This window comes from Plantimonas leprariae, from assembly GCF_008802405.1.
GTDB classification, from domain to species: Bacteria; Pseudomonadota; Alphaproteobacteria; order Rhizobiales; family Rhizobiaceae; genus Plantimonas; species Plantimonas leprariae.
Map to the genome: position 1 here is coordinate 67,312 of NZ_VZDO01000018.1, position 15,954 is coordinate 83,265.

The window sequence follows — 15,954 nt, forward strand, 5'->3', positions numbered from 1 at the left end:
CTTGGACCGCTATGTTTCGAACAGGCGAGGCGGCTTTCGATCGGACGGCGAGACGAATGGATGCAGCAACCACCGCGCTTGGGGAGGACGGGTCCGGCGAGGCGAAGCCGCGGCGCTCGCGCGTCGGCGCGATCGAGCGCATGCTGCAGATCCTCGACCAGCTCCGCGACACCGGCCGGCCGGCGACGGCCTACGACCTGGCGCAATCGCTGAAAGCCCCGCTCTCGACGGTCTACACGATCGTCGACGACCTCGCCGAGAAAGGCATCCTGATCCGCGGCGAGGGCGGGACGGTCTGGCTCGGGCCGCGGCTCTACCACTACGGCCTCGCCTACGAGCGCTCGATCGACCTGATGGCGGTCGCCAAGGAGGAGATGCTGGAGTTGAATCGCGATCTTCGCGAGACGATCCAGATCTGCGGGCGCGACGACGACATGATGGTGGTGCTGGCGATGGCGGAGGGCGAGGACCATTTCCAGGTGACGTCGCGCGTCGGCTCGCGCGTGCCGTTGAACTGGGTGGCGTCGGGCCGGCTGCTGGTCGGTCATCTGGCGGAGGAGGAGCGGATCGCGATCTTCCGCCGCGCGGCGAAGGCCTCGCCGACGGGCCGGGCGGAACTCAACCCCGAGACGCTCAGCCGCCAGGCGGCTGCCGCCTTCGCCGAGCGGCTGTCGATCCAGGCCGGCGAGTCGGCCTATTCGGTGGCCTGCGTCGCCGCGCCCGTGCTCGACCGGGGCGGCGCCTGCGCGGCCACCGTTTCCGTCGTGCTGCCGGACTTCAAGGTCGGACAGGCGCGCGAGCGCTATGCCGAGGCCGTGCGCCGCTCGGCTGGGCAGATCGAGGCGCGGCTCGGCTGGCGGCGGGCGGGGTGACATCGCCTCAATCCACCGCGACGATCGCCTCGATCTCGACCGTGATGCGGCCGGGAAGCGAACCGAAGCCGACCGCCGAGCGGGCGTGGCGGCCGCGCTCGCCGAAGACATCGATGAGGAGATCGGAACAGCCGTTGATCACCGCCGGATGGTCGGCGAAGTCCGGGCTCGCGTTGACCATGCCGAGGAGCTTCACCACCCGGCGCACGCGCCCGAGATCGCCGAGCGCCTCGTGCATCACCGCGAGGAGGTTGATGCCGGTGAGGCGCGCATGGGCGTAGGCGTCGCGGGTCTCGACCTCCGTGCCGACCTTGCCGGTATGCATCCGCCCGTCCGCCTCGCGCGGACCCTGGCCCGACAGGTAGAGGAGCCCGCCTTCGCGCACATGCGTCACGAAATTGGCGATCGGGGGCGCGGCGGGCGGCAGCGCGATGCCGAGCGCGGCGAGGCGGTCGTAAGGGCTCGGGCGGGCGGCGGCAGGCATGGAGACGGTGGACACGGGAAAACGGCAGGCTCCTGGAGGATCGACGGCTTCAGAGAAGGCCGGCGGCGGCGAGTTCGCCCTGCCGGAGGCAGGCGGCGAAATGGCCGGGGCCGACCGCCTCGTCGGGCGGGCGCGTTTGCGCGCAGATCGCGGCGGCGTGCGGGCATCGCGTGCGGAAGACGCAGCCGCTCGGCGGGTCGAGTGGGCTCGGGATGTCGCCGCGCAGGACGACGCGCTCGCGCCGGGCCGCCGGGTCCGGCACCGGGGCGGTGGCGATCAGCGCTTTCGTGTAGGGGTGGCGCGGCCGCCGGTAGACGTCGCGACTCGGACCCCGCTCCATGACGCGGCCGAGATACATCACCACCACCTCGTCGCAGAGATATTCCACCACCGAGAGGTCGTGCGCGACGAAGAGCATTGCGAGGCCGAACTCGCGGCGAAGGTCCTGCATCAGGTTGAGGATCTGCGCCTGCACCGAGACGTCGAGCGCCGAGACCGGCTCGTCGGCGACGATGAGGTCCGGCTCGACCGCGAGCGCCCGCGCGATGCCGATCCGCTGGCGCTGGCCGCCGGAGAATTCGTGCGGAAAACGGCTGGCGTGCTCCGGCTGGAGGCCGACGCGGGCGAGGAGTTCGGCGATGCGGGGCTGGCGGGCGGCGCCCGTCGCCAGCCCGTGCGCACCCAGCGCCTCGCCGAGGATCGCGCCGACGCGCATTCGCGGGTTGAGGGAGGAATAGGGGTCCTGAAAGATGATCTGGAGGCGGCGGCGATAGGGCCGCATCCGGCGCTCCGACAGCTTCAGGAGGTCCTCGCCCTCGAAGCGCGCCACGCCACCGGTCGCGGGCGCGAGCCGGAGGATCGAGCGCCCGACCGTGGTCTTGCCGGAACCCGACTCGCCGACGAGCCCGACGATCGTGCCGCGCCGGACGGTGAACGACACGCCGTCCACCGCCCGCACCGTGCCGTGCGGCAGGGTGAAGTGGGTCGCCAGATCCTCGACGGCGAGGATCGGTTCCGCCGGATCGGGAAGGGGTTGGGGACGCGCGCTCACAGGGCGTCGTGCCTGAAGCAGCGGCTATGCCGGGCGGGCGCAAGCGCGAACAGCGGCGGCACGCTCTGCGTGCAGCGCGGCGCGGCGTAGGCGCAGCGCGGCTCGAAGGCGCAGCCGGGCGGCAGCGCGGTGATCGGCGGCACGCTGCCGGGGATCGGCACGAGCGGCCGGCGCGCCCCGTCGGCGGCGATGTCGCGCGCGGCGTTCGGCGTCGAGGCGAGGAGGCCTTCGGTATAGGGATGCTTCGGACGCGCGAAGAGGTCGGCCACCGGCGCCTCCTCGACGACGCGGCCGGCATACATCACGACGACCGATTTCGCGATCTCCGCGACGACGCCGAGATTATGGGTGATGAACAGGATGCTCATGCCCATCTCGGCCTGCAGGCGGCGCAGGAGGTCGAGGATCTGCGCCTGGATCGTCACGTCGAGCGCCGTCGTCGGCTCGTCGGCGATGAGGAGCGAGGGCCGGTTGGCCAGCGCCAGCGCGATCATCACGCGCTGCCGCATGCCGCCGGACATGTGGTGCGGGTAGTCGTGGAGGCGACGCCGGGCGGCCGGGATCTCGACCAGCTCCAGCATCTCGCCGGCCTCTCTCAAGGCCTCGGCGCGGCCGACCTTGCGGTGGAGCCGGATCATCTCGGCGATCTGGTCGCCGACCGTGAAGAGCGGGTTGAGGCTCGTCATCGGCTCTTGGAAGATCATCGCGATCTCGGTGCCGCGCAGCGCCCGCATCTCGCGGGCCGAAGCCTTCGCGAGGTCGCGCACCGTGCCTTGCCGGTCGCGGTGGAGGATCTCGCCGGACACGATCCGCCCCGGCTCGGCGAGGAGACGCATGATCGACAGGCTCGTCACCGACTTGCCGGAGCCCGACTCGCCGACCACCGCGACCGTCTCGCCCCGCTTCACCTCGAAGGACACGCCGTCGACCGACTTCGCCGCCGCGCCGGCGCGGTAGACGAAGTGCGTCTTCAGGTCGCGAACGGCGAGGAGCGTGTCGGGGGCGAGCCTTTCCGTCATCCCTGCGCCCCGCAGGTGCAGACGGTCGCCGTGCCTTCCTTCGGCATGTGCCGCGAGGCGGCGACGGCGTTCGTGCCGCGGATCGCGAAGCGCGGCTCGAACATCTTATGGAGCCGCGCCGTTGCGCCCTGGCTGTCGCGCACGTCGAGCGCGCTGTCGGCGAGGTCGAACACGGTCAGCTCCGCCGGCTTGCCGATGCCGAGGAGGTCGTCCGTGGCGAGACCCACCGCCGACATCGGCGCGGTGGTGGAGGCGGTGACGACCGCCTCGAACGGCATGCCGACGGCAAGCAGCTTCGACATGGTGGTCGCCATGTCCCAGACCGGCCCGTCGATCGAATGGCCGTGGAGGTCGGTCGAGATCGAGAAGGGCAGGAGCCCGCGCTCGATCGCGATCTCGGCCACCTTGAACGAGAAAGACGCGCCGCCGTGGCCGACGTCGAGCCGGATGCCCTTGTCGGCGCATTTGACGACGAGGTCCCAGAGGTCCTCGTCCTCTACGATCGAGCCGCCGCGCTTGCCGTTGAAGCAATGGGTGACGATGTCGCCGGGGCGGAGGAGTTCGAGGATCTCGTCGTAGGTCGGCGGCGGCTCGCCGACATGGATCATCATCGGAAGTTTCAGGATCTTCGCGACCTTCTTGGCGATCTTCACCGGCGTGATGCCCCAGGAGCCGAGGATCACGTGGCTCGCCCGGCACTTGATGCCGACGACGAGGTCGCGGTTCGCTTCCGCCACGTCGACCGTCCGGTCGATGTCGATCGAGCGGATGTCGATCAGCTCGCTGACGCGGTTGCAGGCGACGAGGCCGATCGAGCCGATGTTGAGGAAGGCGAGGATGCGCTCGGCCGCCGGCTCGATGCAGTATTCGCGGAAGCCGTGGAAGTTCGCCTCGCCGGCCGAGCCCGCGTCGACGATGGTGGTGACGCCGCGCGCCATGCCGGCCTCGCGTGGACGGATCGAGATGTCGGTGCCGCCGTGCCAGACATGGGCGTGGAGATCGGTCCAGCCGGGCGAGACGAAGCCGCCGCCGTCGATCGTCTTCGCGCCGGAGGGGGCGAGCAGGGTGCTGCCGACCTGGGAGATGCGGCCGTCGGCGCCGACGACGATGTCGGTCGGAGCCTTGGCCTCGCCGGGCGCGAAGCCGACGGGGCGGACGTTGCGGAGGAGGATCGGTTGCGTGGTCACGGGTCTAGAGGTCTCTGGCAAGCCGGGGATCGAGGAGGTCGCGCAGGCCGTCGCCGACGAGCTGGAGGGCGAGCACGGCGAGGACGATGGAAAGGCCGGGGAAGAACATGATCCACGGCGCCTGATCGAGGTACTGGCGTCCCTGCGCGATCATCGTGCCCCAGGTGGGCACGCTCGGCGACACGCCGACACCGAGGAAGGACAGGCCCGCTTCCGCCAGCATGGCGCTGGCGAAGATGAAGGTCGACTGCACCATGATCGGCGAGAGGAGATTGCGCAGCACGTGGCGCAGGATGATGCGCGGCGTCGAGACGCCGAGCGCCCGGGCGGCCTCGACGTAGGGCAGCTCGCGGATCACCAGCGTCGAGGCCCGGACGATGCGCGCGAGGCGCGGCGCGTAGACGATGCCGAGCGCCGCGACGACGTTGACCACCGAGGGACCCAGCGCCGCGACGAGCGAGATCGCGAGGAGGATGTCCGGAAAGGCCATCATCGCGTCGATGAGGCGGGCGAGCGGCGCGTCGAGCCGCCGGAAGAAGCCGGCGAGGAGCCCGAGCGTCACGCCGAGAAGGGCGGAGACCACCACCACCGCGAAGCCGACGGTGAGCGATAGCCGGCCGGCGACGGCGAGGCGGGTGAGGATGTCGCGGCCGAAATCGTCGGTGCCGAGGAGATGCGCGGCGGAGGGCGGTTTCAGCCGGCTGACGAGCGACAGCTTCGAGGGCGACCAGGGCGAGAGCAGTGGCCCGAAGACGGCGAGCAGAAGGATGAGGAGGAGCACGACGAGCCCGGCTGCGACTGCCTTCCGGGCGAGGAGCGCGCGCAGCATCGTGTTGCCGCCGCTCTTCTCGGCGGCTGCAGCGGGGAGGGTGGCGGAGGCGACGGCGGTCATCAGGCGCGTACCCGCGGATCGACCAGGATGTAGAGCATGTCGATCGCGAAATTGATCAGGACGTAGAGGCCCGCGACGACGAGGAGCGCGCCCTGGATCACCGGATAGTCGCGCCGGAGCACGGCGTTGACCACGAGGTTGCCGACGCCCGGCAGGCCGAACACGGTTTCCGTCACCACCGCGCCGGAGACGAGCAGCGCCGCGGTGAGCCCGACGACGGTGAGGATCGGGATCGCGGCGTTCTTCAAGGCGTGCCGGAGCACGACGCGCGCCTCGCCCATGCCCTTCGAGCGCGCGGTGCGGACGTAGTCGTCGTTGAGGACGTCGAGCATGGAGGCGCGCGTGAAGCGGATGATCAGGGCGGAAGACACGATGCCGAGCGCGACGGACGGCAGCACCAGATGGCCGAGCCGTTCGGCGAGGGTCGTGCCCGGCCCGCCGTAGCCCGAGGCCGGGAACCAGCCGAGCCTCACCGCGAAGACCTGGATCAGGACGAGCCCGAGCCAGAAGCTCGGCACGCTCGCCGCCAGCATCGCGACGGTCGTCGCGGCCTGGTCGAACAGCGAGCCGCGGCGGTAGGCCGAATAGATGCCGATCGGCAGCGCGATCAGGACGGCGAGGGCAAGCGAGAACAGGGTCAGGAAGAAGGTCGGCTCGGCCCGGCTCCCGAGCGCCGCCAGCACCGGCTGGCCGAGGAAGATCGAGCGGCCGAAATCGCCCTGGAGGAGGCCGAGCAGGTATTGCACGTACTGGACGGGCAGCGGCCGGTCGAGGCCGAACTGCGCCCGGAGGTTGGCGATGTCCGCAGCCGTCGCGTCCGGCCCGAGCATCACCGCCGCCGGATCGCCCGGCGTCACGCGCACGATCACGAAGACGATCGTGACGACGATCAGCATCACCGCCAGCATGCCGAGGAGGCGATGGAGGACCGTGCGGAGCATCGGGGCGAGCAAACGAGGCATGGCGGGCTGCCTTACTTCTCCAGCCAGGCGTTCCAGAAATACGGCCACGGGGCCGGCTCGAAGCCCTGCAGCTTCGGCGATTTGGCGGCGAGCGCGTTGAAGTCCCCGACCTTGAAGGCCGGCACCTCGTCGTAGAACACCTTCTGCACCGCGCCGAACAGCTCGGCGCGCTTCGCCGGATCGCTCTCGGCATTGAAGGCGGCGAGCGCCTTCGTCTTGGCTTCGGACTGCCACCAGCCGGGCGAGGAGTCCTGCATCACGCCGATCAGCGAGGGCTCGGGCAGGAAGGGCGAATGCGAGATGAAGATGTCCCAGAGCTTCGGGTCCTGCCGGCGCTGCGTCAGCGTCGCCCAGTCGACGACGTCGAGCTGCACCTGGAAGCCGGCGGCCTTCAGATACTCGGCCGCGACCTCCGCCATCTTGTAGTGGAACTCGTACTGCCGGCTGGTGAGGATGCGCAGCGGCGTCGCGCCGTCGTAGCCGGCTTCCTGCAAGGCGGCGGCGGCCTTCTGCGCGTCGCCGAGGCCGTATGCGTCGACGCCTTGCGTGTTGTGCCAGGCGTAGCCGTCCGGATAGAGCGCGCCGTCCACCGCGTAGAAGTCGGTCGAGCCGAAGCCGGCGATCAGCATGTCCTCGGGGTTCAGCGCGGTCAGCACGGCGCGGCGCTTCTTTACGTCAGAGAGCAGTCCTTCCTTGGTGTTCATCACGAAGACCGGCCAGCCGAAGGGCTTCAGCGTCAGGGCTTCCGTCTTGCCGCCGGTGAGGCGGCCGGCGGATTCGACGGGAATCGAGTCGGCATAGGCGAACTGGCCGGCGACCGCGCCCTCGACGCGGGTGTTCGGGTCCGGCACCGGCACGAAGCGGATTTCGTCGAGATACTGGTGGCGCGCCCCGCCGTAGCCGTTCGCGGCATCCTCGCGGGGCTTGTAGCCGTCGAAGCGGACGAGCTGGATGTACTGGTCGGGCTTGCGTTCTTTGAGCATGTACGGCCCGGTGCCGACCGGCTTCTCCATCGGCACCGCCATGTCCTCCGCCGGCAGGATGACCGCGGCGGCGTTGTTGAAGGCGAGCAGCGACAGGAGCGGTGCGTAGGGCTCCTTCAGCGTGATGCGGATCGTTGCCGGGTCCGGCGCCTCGATCGACGCGATGTTCTTCGCCGCCTGCTGGCCGCGCGAGGCCACCGTTTCCCAGCGCTTCAGCGAGGCGAGGACATCGGCCGAGTCCATGCCCGAGCCGTCGTGGAAGGTGACGCCCTGCCGGAGTCTGATCGTGTAGACGCGACCGCCCTCGGTGATCTCCGGCATCGCTTCCGCGAGGAGCGGCACGACCTGCCAGTCCTTGCCGAAGGTGAAGAGCGTCTCGAAGACGTGCTGCGAGACGATGCCGACGAGGTCGGCGGTGGAGGCCATCGGGTCCAGTGTCGGCGGCTCGCCGATGGTCGCGACGTCGACGACGCCGCCGCGTTGCGGCTCGGCGGCGGGCGCGGGCCCCGCACCCATGGCCGCGAGAAGCGCGAGGATGGCCGTTGTCCGCCGGAACCGCATCGAAGCCTCCATTACACAATAATGTAATATATTCCCCTGTAATGATTAGAAGCCAGCCGGTCGCCGCCGTCAATAGGGTCCTCCCGTTCCGTCGCGGAGCGTCGCCGCGCCGTGCGCGTACCGGCTGCCCTCCCACCCCTCTTGAAGACGGCCGCGGACTGGCTAGGCTCGACGCCAGCCGGATGTGGAGGATGCGATGCGGCTGGTCTGGACTGCGCTGCTGAGCTGCCTCGCTGTCGCTCCCGCATGGGCCGAGGAGGTTCCCCTGTGCGGCAGCCGTCCGCGGGTGACCGCCGAACTGACCTGCCTTTTCGACGGCGATTCCGGCTGGCAGCGCGGCACGCACTGGCATCTCGCCGACGTGGACGCACCCGAGATCGATCCGCCGGGCGCCGACTGCCGGGAGGAGCAGATCCTCGGGCTCCGCGCGCTCGACCGCCTGCAGCGTCTCCTGTCGAAGGGCTACACGGTGACCTATCTCGGTCGGCGCGACACGAGCGGCCGGCAACTGGCGAAGATCGAGACCGAGGACCACCGGGACGTCGGCTCGGAACTGATGAGCGCCGGGCTCGCCCAGGCCTTGCCGAACACCGGCGAGAAATGGTGCCGACGATAGCCCGGCCGGCCTCGCGTCCGGTAAAAAGCAACGGATTCCCCCTCTTCGCGTTTTGCCCGCCGGGGTAGCATTGACCTTTCCGGCACTCTCGCTCAATGGTGCGACGATCAATCCCCGTTGTGTTAACGAATGCGAAGAATTCGTTTGTTGTCATGCAGATAGAGGACAGGTCCGCGGCCGGAAGGCGGCTGGCGGGAGGGGGTCTGGATGGGGCAGCGGGCCGACGTGCTTGAGCCGAGCGCCGAGACCCATGCCGTCCTGCTCGACGATGTCGCGGACATCCTGCGCACGGTCCGCGCGAACCTCGACATGGACATCGCCTTCGTCGGCGAGTTCGTGGGGGGAACCCGCGTCCTGCGCCACGTCGATGCCGCGCGCGAGCCTTCGCCGATCCGGGCGGGCGATGCGGCTCCCCTGTCGGAGACCTATTGCGCCCGCGTCGTGGACGGCCGCCTGCCGGAGCTGATCCGCGACACGGGCGAGTTTGCGGCGGCGCGGAGCCTTCCCGCGACGCGCGAACTGCCGGTCGGCGCGCATCTCAGCGTTCCGATCCGGCTGTCGGACGGGCGGATCTACGGCACCTTCTGCTGCTTCGCCTTCGAGCCGGACGCGGCGCTCGGGCAGCGCGACCTCAACATGCTGCGCACCTTCGCCGACATCGCGGCGCGGCGCATCGACAAGGACCTGAAGCTCGGCAGCGTCCGCTCCGAGAAGGCCGCCCGCGTCCGCGCCGTGCTGGAGGCCGGCGGCCCGACCGTGGTGTACCAGCCGGTCTATCTCATCGACGGGCTGCGGGTGGCGGGAGCGGAGGCGCTCGCGCGGTTTCCGATGGAGCCGCGCCGCCCGCCGGACGAGTGGTTCCGCGAGGCCGTCGAGGTCGGGCTGCAGACGGAACTCGAATTCGCCGCGATCCGCAACGCGCTCGCCGGTTATCGCGAGGTCTGGCGCGGGCATCGCGTCCAGCTCGGGCTGAACGCCTCGCCCGCTACGATCGTCCACCCGCGTTTTCCGGACCTGTTCGAGGGCTATCCCACCGACCGGATCGTGATCGAACTGACCGAGCACGAGGAGGTCCGCGACTACGCGCCGCTCGTCGCCGAACTCGCCTGCCTCAGGGCCAGCAACATGCGGATCGCCATCGACGACGTCGGCGCCGGCTATGCCAGCATGCGGCACATCCTGGCGATCCGGCCCGATATCATGAAGCTCGACCTCGGCATCGTCCGGGCCATCGATTCGGATGCGATGAAGCTCGCGCTCGCCACCTCGCTCGTCAACTTCGCCGGCCAGTTCAACTGCAAGGTCGTGGCGGAGGGCGTCGAAACGGAAGGCGAGCTCGACGTCCTGCGCTGCCTCGACGTCCAGGCCGCGCAGGGCTACCTGCTCGGCCGGCCCGAGCCCGTCGCCGCGCTGCTCCGGCGGCTCTCGCGGGGCTGACCGCGCCGGCATCGCCGCTCCGCCCGTCCCGGCGGCCGCAGCGAGCGGGGCGTTGACATCGGCCGGGCCGCCCCGGATGGTCCGGCCATCGCATCTCCCGTGCGGCGGGGCGCGGCTCCGCATCCTGTCCCGGCATTCCTCCTATCGGCTTCCCTGTCATGGAAAACATCGGCACCGAGCTGCTGCAGCTCGCCGAGATCGTCTGGATCAACATCGTCCTGTCGGGCGACAACGCCGTGGTGATCGCGATGGCCTGCCGGGGGCTGCCGCCCGACCGGCGACAGACCGGCATGGTGCTCGGCGCGCTGGTGGCCGTCGCCCTGCGGATCGCCTTCACGGTGGTGATCGAGACGCTGCTGGCCGTGCCGTTCCTGAAGATCGTCGGCGGCGGTCTCCTCGTCTGGATCGCCGTGAAGCTCTTGTCGGGCGGCGAGGACGAGGGCGAGGTCGAGGCGAGCCCGCGGCTCTGGGAGGCCGTTCGCACCGTGGCGGTCGCGGACGCGGTGATGAGCCTCGACAACGTCCTCGCGATCGCCGGGGTGGCGAAGGATTCGATGCTGCTCGTCATCGTCGGCCTGGCGATCTCGGTGCCGCTGATCGTCGTCGGCGCGACGCTGATCATGAAGCTCCTCGCGCGCTTTCCGATCCTCGTCTGGGCCGGCGCCGGGCTGCTCGGCTGGGTGGCGGGCGGGATGCTGCTCTCCGACCCCTTCGCGGCGCGCGAGCTCGGCGCCGGCGTCGCCGAGGCCGCGGAAATGCCGGCGAGCGCGCTTTGCGCCGCCGTCGTGCTGGGGCTGGGATATCTCCTGCGGCGGCGCTCCGCGGCGCGTCCCGGTCGTCAGGTACCTTGAGAAGCTTCGAAGCCGCTACCCCGACCGTCGTGCGAATTATGCGCCGATTGGTACGACCATAAGCTTGACGCGTTTCGCGCCTCGTATAAACCTGTCTCCCGGAGGATGACTCGGACCAACACCTGTCCCGACGCCGCAATGCGGCGTCCGGCAGCGGGTTCGAGCGTGAATTGCCGCCGTTCGGCTCGCTCGCCTGCCCATGAGGGGCGGCGCGGGGCGGGCGGTGGCTGTCGAGGGAGGAGACCTAAGATATGATGAAACCGCTTGCCGTGTTTTCGGCCGTGCTGGGCTTGGCGCTCCTGGCGTCGCCCGCGTCGGAGGCCCAGGAGAAGAAGCAGCTCGCCTTCATCGTCAACGCCGCTTCCGACTTCTGGAAGCTGGCCGAGGCCGGCGTGAAGAAGGCGCAGGGCGAATTGCCGAACTACGAGCTGCAGTTCCGCTATCCGGCGCAGGGCACCGCCGCCCTGCAGAACGCCCTGATGGACGATCTCGTTTCCGCCGGCACGGACGCGATCATGATCTCCTCCGTCGATCCGAAGACCTCGGTCGAGGCCTTCAACCGCATCGCCGCCCAGGTGCCGCTGTTCACCACCGACTCCGACGCGCCCGATTCCAAGCGCATCGCCTATCTCGGCTCCTCCAACACCGATGCCGGCAAGCAGGCCGGCGAGATCGCGGTGAAGGCGCTGCCGAGCGGCGGCAAATGCATGGGCTTCGTCGGCTTCCTCGGCGCCGACAACGCCAAGGAGCGCATCGCCGGCTTCAAGCAGGCGGTCGAAGGCAAGAACATCGAGCTCGTCGACGTGCGCGGCGACGATGTCGACTTCGCCCGGGCCCGCTCCAACGTCGACGACGTGCTCGCGGCCAATCCGGACATCAACTGCATGGTCGGGTTCTATTCCTACAACCCGCCGAAGATCTACGAGGCGCTGCAGGCGGCCGGCAAGCTCGGCCAGGTCACCGTCATCGCCTTCGACGAGGACCCGGTGACGCTCGGCGCCGTCAAGGAGGGCTCGTTCGCCGGCACGGTCGTGCAGCAGCCCTTCGAATGGGGCTATCAGGGCATGAAGCTGATGGCGAAGTATCTCGACGGCGACAAGTCGGGCATACCCGACAACAAGCTGATCATCATCCCGACCCGGATGATCGACAAGAGCAATGTTGACGCCTTCCAGGCCGAACTGAAGGCCGCCATCGGCGGCTGATCGCCCGGCATCCATCGGCGGTCCGGGCGCTTGTGCCGCGTCCGGGCCGCTTTTCGCGTCCGGCTCGGGGGAGGCGTGGCCATTCCATCGAACGAACATGCCGAGCGCGCCGCCGCCCTGTCCGTTGCGGCGCCGTTCCTGGAACTCAAGGGCATCGGCAAGCTCTTCCCCGGCGTCGCGGCGCTGAAGGACGTCAGCTTCGCGGTCCGACCGGGCGAGGTGATCGGGCTGATCGGCGAGAACGGCGCCGGCAAGTCGACGTTGATGAAGATCCTCGGCGGCGTCGAAGCGCCGAGCGAAGGGGTGCTCGTCGTCGACGGCGCGGAGCGGAGCAGCTTCGGCGTCTCGGATGCGATCCGCGCCGGCATCGCCTTCGTGCATCAGGAACTCAACCTCTTCGAGAACCTCGACGCCGCGGCCAATATCTTCGTCGGCCGGGAACCGCTGCGGGCCGGTCCCTTGCGGCTCGTCGACGAGAAGCGGATGCGCGCCGACGCCGCGCCGCTGCTGAAGCGCCTCAAGGTCGACTTCGGGCCGGAAACGTCGGTCGCCGCGATGTCGATCGCGCAGCGCCAGCTCCTCGAGATCGCCAAGGCGCTGTCGCAGGGCGCGCGCGTCGTGATCATGGACGAGCCGACCTCCAGCCTGTCGATCCGGGAGGCGAACAACCTTCTCGGCGTCATCGCCGATCTCAGGAGCGAGGGCGTCAGCGTCGTCTTCATCTCGCACCGCCTCCACGAGGTCGTCGCCTGCGCGGACCGGGTGCTGGGCCTCAGGGACGGGCGCGTCGCGGGTGAGCTCGCCGGCAGCGAGATCACCTACGACCGGATGATCCGGCTGATGATCGGCCGCGACCTGAAATCGATCTACGTGCCGCCGTCGCGCCCGCCGGAAGGCCGGGGCCTCGAAATCCGCGGTGCGCGGACCACGACCTTTCCCGACAGCGCGGTGGACCTCAATGTCCGCGGCGGCGAGATCCTCGGCCTCGCCGGCCTCGTCGGCGCGGGCCGCACGGAACTGGCACGCGCGGTGTTCGGCATCGACGCGCTCGTCGGCGGCGAGGTCGCTCTCGACGGCGCGCCGCTCCGCATCGCCTCGCCGCAGGATGCCATCCGGCACGGCATCTACCTCGTGCCGGAAGACCGGAAGCGCACCGGCCTGCTGCTCCAGACGAGTATCCAGGAAAACATCTCGCTGCCCGACTTGGCGGCCTATGCCAGAGGCGGCCTCGTCAGCCGCCGCCGGGAGGCGGCGGTGGCGGAGGCGCAGCGGAGCCGGCTCGCCATCCGGGCGGGAAACGTCCGGGTGCGCTCCGGCACCCTGTCCGGCGGCAACCAGCAGAAGGTGGTGCTGGCGAAATGGCTCTCGATGCGCCCGCGCGCGATCATCCTCGACGAGCCGACGCGCGGCGTCGACATCGGCGCGAAGAAGGAAATCTACGAGCTGATGCGGGGCTTGTGCGATGCCGGCGTCGCCGTCCTGATGATCTCCAGCGACATGGAGGAGGTGATCGGCGTTTCGGATCGCATCGCCGTGATGCGCGAGGGGACGATCGGCGGCGAGCTGGAGCGGGCCGACTTCAGCGAGGCGAACGTCCTCGCGCTCGCGGTCGGACAGAGTGCGGACCGCGGGAGCGGGCCTGAGGAAAGAGCACGTCATGCATAGGAAAGACCTCGGCCTTCTCGTGCTCATCCTAGTGGTGGGCACGATCGTCGCGATCCGCCAGCCGCTGTTCATCAAGCCCGTCAACCTCGCCAACACGGCGAACCTCATTGGGCTCTTCGGCCTGTTCTCGATCGCCCAGGCCTTCGTGATCATCACCGGCGGCATCGAGCTCTCGGTCGGCTCGATCATCGCCCTCCTCGGCGTCCTGTTCGTCGAACAGGTGGCGAATGTCGGGACGCCCTGGCCGCTCGCCGTCCTGATGATGTTGGCGCTCGGCGCCCTGATGGGGCTGGTGCACGGCCTCCTGATCACCCGGCTCCACATGCAGCCGTTCATCGTGACGCTCTGCGGGCTCCTGATCTACCGCGGCGTCGCGCGCTTCCTCACCGGCGACGGCACGGCCGGCTTCACCTTCGGCATGAACTTCCCGGCGCTGGAGCGGCTGACGATGGGCCGCACCCCCATCGGCGGCGGCATCGAGGTGCCGCACTCGTTCATCGCGATGCTCGTCGTCGCGGTGGTGGCTTGGGTGCTGCTGCACCGCTCGGTGTTCGGCCGCCATCTCTTCGCGCTCGGGCAGAACGAGGAGGCAGCGCGCTATTCCGGCATCGCGACCGGCCGCGTCACGGTGATCGCCTACGTCATCTGCACGGTGCTGACGGCGGTCGCGGCAATCTTCTTCGCGATGTACACCCGCTCGATCTCGCCCTCCTCGCACGGCAACTTCTACGAGCTCTACGCCATCGCGGCCGCCGTGCTCGGCGGCTGCTCGCTTCGCGGCGGCGAGGGCTCGATCGTCGGCGTCGTGCTCGGCACCGTGCTTCTGCAGGTGCTGCAGAACCTCGTGAACCTCCTCGGCATCCCCTCGTCGCTGAACTTCGCGGTGATGGGCGCGGTGATCCTCGTCGGCGTCCTGGCCGACCAGCAGTTCGCCGCCCGAAGGGCCCGGCGGGCGCTCGCCGCGGCGCGGGCCTGAACGCACGGCCGTCCGGAGGCCGTCAGCTCGAGAAGGCCCGGTTGAGTTCGGCGATGGCTTCGAAGCTCAGCGGCGACGCCTTGCGCTCGCCGAGGAGGAAGAACACCTTCGCGGTCTCTTCCAGCTCCTCGTAAGCGTGGACGGCCTCTTCCAGCGTCCTTCCCGCGACGATCGGGCCGTGATTGGCGAGCAGCATCGCGTGGTGGCGCTTCGCCGCCTCGCGCACCGCTTCCGCCAGCGCCCGGTCGCCGGGGCGGAAATAGCGCAGGAGCGGCAGCCGGCCGACGCGCATCACGCCATAGGCCGTCAGCGGCGGCAGCACGTCGTCGTCGCGCTCGTGGCAAAGGCAGGACAGCGCCACCGCGTGGGTCGAATGGAGGTGCACGATCGCCTTGGCGGCGGGACGCTCCTCGTAGACCGCGAGATGGAAGAAGGCCTCCTTCGAAGGCGGATCGCCCGCGAGCAGTTCGCCGGTCGGCGCGACCTTCGAGATCCGGTCCGGCTCGAGGAAGCCGAGGCTCGAATTCGTCGGCGTCACCAGGATCGCGCCGTCGCCGAGCCGCACCGACAAGTTGCCGGCGCTCCCGTGCGCCAGCCGCCGCTCGTAGAGCAGCGCGCCGAACCGCACGAGCTTCTCCCGCTGTTCGCGCTCCTCGTCGCTCATGCCCGACCCGCCATCAACATCATCCTACCGCCTGCGCCCCTGCTTGTCGCCGCTACCAACCTCGCGCGCAACGCCGTCGCGACGGGCCGCATGCGCCAACGGAAAAACTCCTCGCACGGCGCAAGGCGGTCCCGACCGCGGGCCAGCCCTCCGAGACGATCAGGATGAACCAAGGACCGCGCCCCGTTCGACCGGCGGTATCAGCGCGCCGATCGAGCGGAAGAAAAACTTCGCGACGATGTTCTTGAGGATCGCGTGGTGCTGCGAGAGAGGATTGAACTCTCGACCTCTCCATTACCAATGGAGTGCTCTACCACTGAGCTACCGCAGCTTGGCGCGCCGGCCTTCTGCCATAGTGCGCACCGGAGCGCAAGAACGACGACCGAGACGGCGCGTCCCGCCGTCAGCCTCGCGCCAGATCCGATCGGCTCGAGCGGAACTGGGCTTCGTTCGACCGTGCAGATGGTCGCAGCATTGTCCGAGAGATCGGGCTGGACAGCTTTGTCGGTTGTTCCTATAAGGCCGGCGT

Annotated in this window: 15 protein-coding genes and 1 tRNA gene; 7 read left to right on the plus strand and 9 right to left on the minus strand. The window is 69.5% G+C overall.

Features of this window, described 5'->3' with window-relative positions; all coding sequences use genetic code 11:
- The first annotated feature begins 56 nt into the window (after positions 1 to 56).
- Complete coding sequence (locus tag F6X38_RS19050; protein WP_150972486.1) at positions 57 to 872, plus strand: IclR family transcriptional regulator; 816 nt, start codon at positions 57 to 59, stop codon at positions 870 to 872.
- Positions 873 to 879: 7 nt separating this feature from the next.
- Here F6X38_RS19050 and F6X38_RS19055 read toward each other — a convergent pair whose 3' ends face one another.
- The 7 genes from F6X38_RS19055 to F6X38_RS19085 form a co-directional block, all read right to left on the minus strand.
- Positions 880 to 1,356 carry a RidA family protein gene (locus F6X38_RS19055; protein ID WP_202618032.1) on the minus strand — a complete coding sequence of 159 codons (477 nt, stop codon included), beginning with the start codon at positions 1,354 to 1,356 and terminating at the stop codon, positions 880 to 882.
- Between the two features lie 49 nt (positions 1,357 to 1,405).
- Positions 1,406 to 2,407, minus strand: coding sequence for an ABC transporter ATP-binding protein (locus F6X38_RS19060; RefSeq protein ID WP_150972490.1), 1,002 nt, complete (start codon positions 2,405 to 2,407; stop codon positions 1,406 to 1,408).
- Positions 2,404 to 3,426, minus strand: a complete 1,023-nt coding sequence (locus F6X38_RS19065; RefSeq protein ID WP_150972492.1) for an ABC transporter ATP-binding protein — start codon at positions 3,424 to 3,426, stop codon at positions 2,404 to 2,406. Before F6X38_RS19065 ends, F6X38_RS19060 begins: the two co-directional genes overlap by 4 nt.
- A complete protein-coding gene (locus tag F6X38_RS19070; RefSeq protein WP_246191442.1) occupies positions 3,423 to 4,613 on the minus strand; it encodes an amidohydrolase/deacetylase family metallohydrolase in 1,191 nt (396 codons plus the stop codon). The genes F6X38_RS19065 and F6X38_RS19070 overlap by 4 nt, the downstream gene beginning before the upstream one ends.
- A gap of 4 nt (positions 4,614 to 4,617) precedes the next feature.
- Positions 4,618 to 5,442 carry an ABC transporter permease gene (locus tag F6X38_RS19075; RefSeq protein WP_246191447.1) on the minus strand — a complete coding sequence of 275 codons (825 nt, stop codon included), beginning with the start codon at positions 5,440 to 5,442 and terminating at the stop codon, positions 4,618 to 4,620.
- A 62-nt stretch (positions 5,443 to 5,504) separates the two neighbouring features.
- Positions 5,505 to 6,446 carry an ABC transporter permease gene (locus F6X38_RS19080; protein WP_150972555.1) on the minus strand — a complete coding sequence of 314 codons (942 nt, stop codon included), beginning with the start codon at positions 6,444 to 6,446 and terminating at the stop codon, positions 5,505 to 5,507.
- 32 nt (positions 6,447 to 6,478) lie between these two features.
- The gene (locus tag F6X38_RS19085; RefSeq protein ID WP_425482890.1) at positions 6,479 to 8,011 is read right to left on the minus strand and encodes an ABC transporter substrate-binding protein; all 1,533 of its coding nucleotides are present in this window, start codon (positions 8,009 to 8,011) and stop codon (positions 6,479 to 6,481) included.
- Positions 8,012 to 8,207: 196 nt separating this feature from the next.
- On the opposite strand from F6X38_RS19085, the gene F6X38_RS19090 reads away from it, so the two are divergent.
- From F6X38_RS19090 to F6X38_RS19115, 6 genes are all read left to right on the plus strand, one after another.
- Positions 8,208 to 8,627, plus strand: coding sequence for a thermonuclease family protein (locus tag F6X38_RS19090; RefSeq protein WP_150972498.1), 420 nt, complete (start codon positions 8,208 to 8,210; stop codon positions 8,625 to 8,627).
- Positions 8,628 to 8,834: 207 nt separating this feature from the next.
- Positions 8,835 to 10,064: a sensor domain-containing phosphodiesterase gene (locus F6X38_RS19095; RefSeq protein WP_150972499.1), complete on the plus strand. Its 1,230-nt coding sequence runs from the start codon at positions 8,835 to 8,837 to the stop codon at positions 10,062 to 10,064.
- Positions 10,065 to 10,222: 158 nt separating this feature from the next.
- Positions 10,223 to 10,915, plus strand: a complete 693-nt coding sequence (locus F6X38_RS19100) for a TerC family protein (RefSeq protein ID WP_150972501.1) — start codon at positions 10,223 to 10,225, stop codon at positions 10,913 to 10,915.
- Between the two features lie 251 nt (positions 10,916 to 11,166).
- Positions 11,167 to 12,120: a sugar-binding protein gene (locus tag F6X38_RS19105; protein WP_425482891.1), complete on the plus strand. Its 954-nt coding sequence runs from the start codon at positions 11,167 to 11,169 to the stop codon at positions 12,118 to 12,120.
- Positions 12,121 to 12,195: 75 nt separating this feature from the next.
- Positions 12,196 to 13,785, plus strand: a complete 1,590-nt coding sequence (locus F6X38_RS19110) for a sugar ABC transporter ATP-binding protein (protein WP_425482892.1) — start codon at positions 12,196 to 12,198, stop codon at positions 13,783 to 13,785.
- Complete coding sequence (locus F6X38_RS19115; RefSeq protein WP_150972503.1) at positions 13,778 to 14,761, plus strand: ABC transporter permease; 984 nt, start codon at positions 13,778 to 13,780, stop codon at positions 14,759 to 14,761. The genes F6X38_RS19110 and F6X38_RS19115 overlap by 8 nt, the downstream gene beginning before the upstream one ends.
- 22 nt (positions 14,762 to 14,783) lie before the next feature.
- Here the strand turns inward: F6X38_RS19115 and otnC are convergent, their stop codons facing one another.
- Complete coding sequence (gene otnC / locus F6X38_RS19120) at positions 14,784 to 15,425, minus strand: 3-oxo-tetronate 4-phosphate decarboxylase (protein ID WP_150972504.1); 642 nt, start codon at positions 15,423 to 15,425, stop codon at positions 14,784 to 14,786.
- A 256-nt stretch (positions 15,426 to 15,681) separates the two neighbouring features.
- A tRNA-Thr gene (locus tag F6X38_RS19125) sits at positions 15,682 to 15,756 on the minus strand.
- Between the last annotated feature and the right edge of the window lie 198 nt (positions 15,757 to 15,954).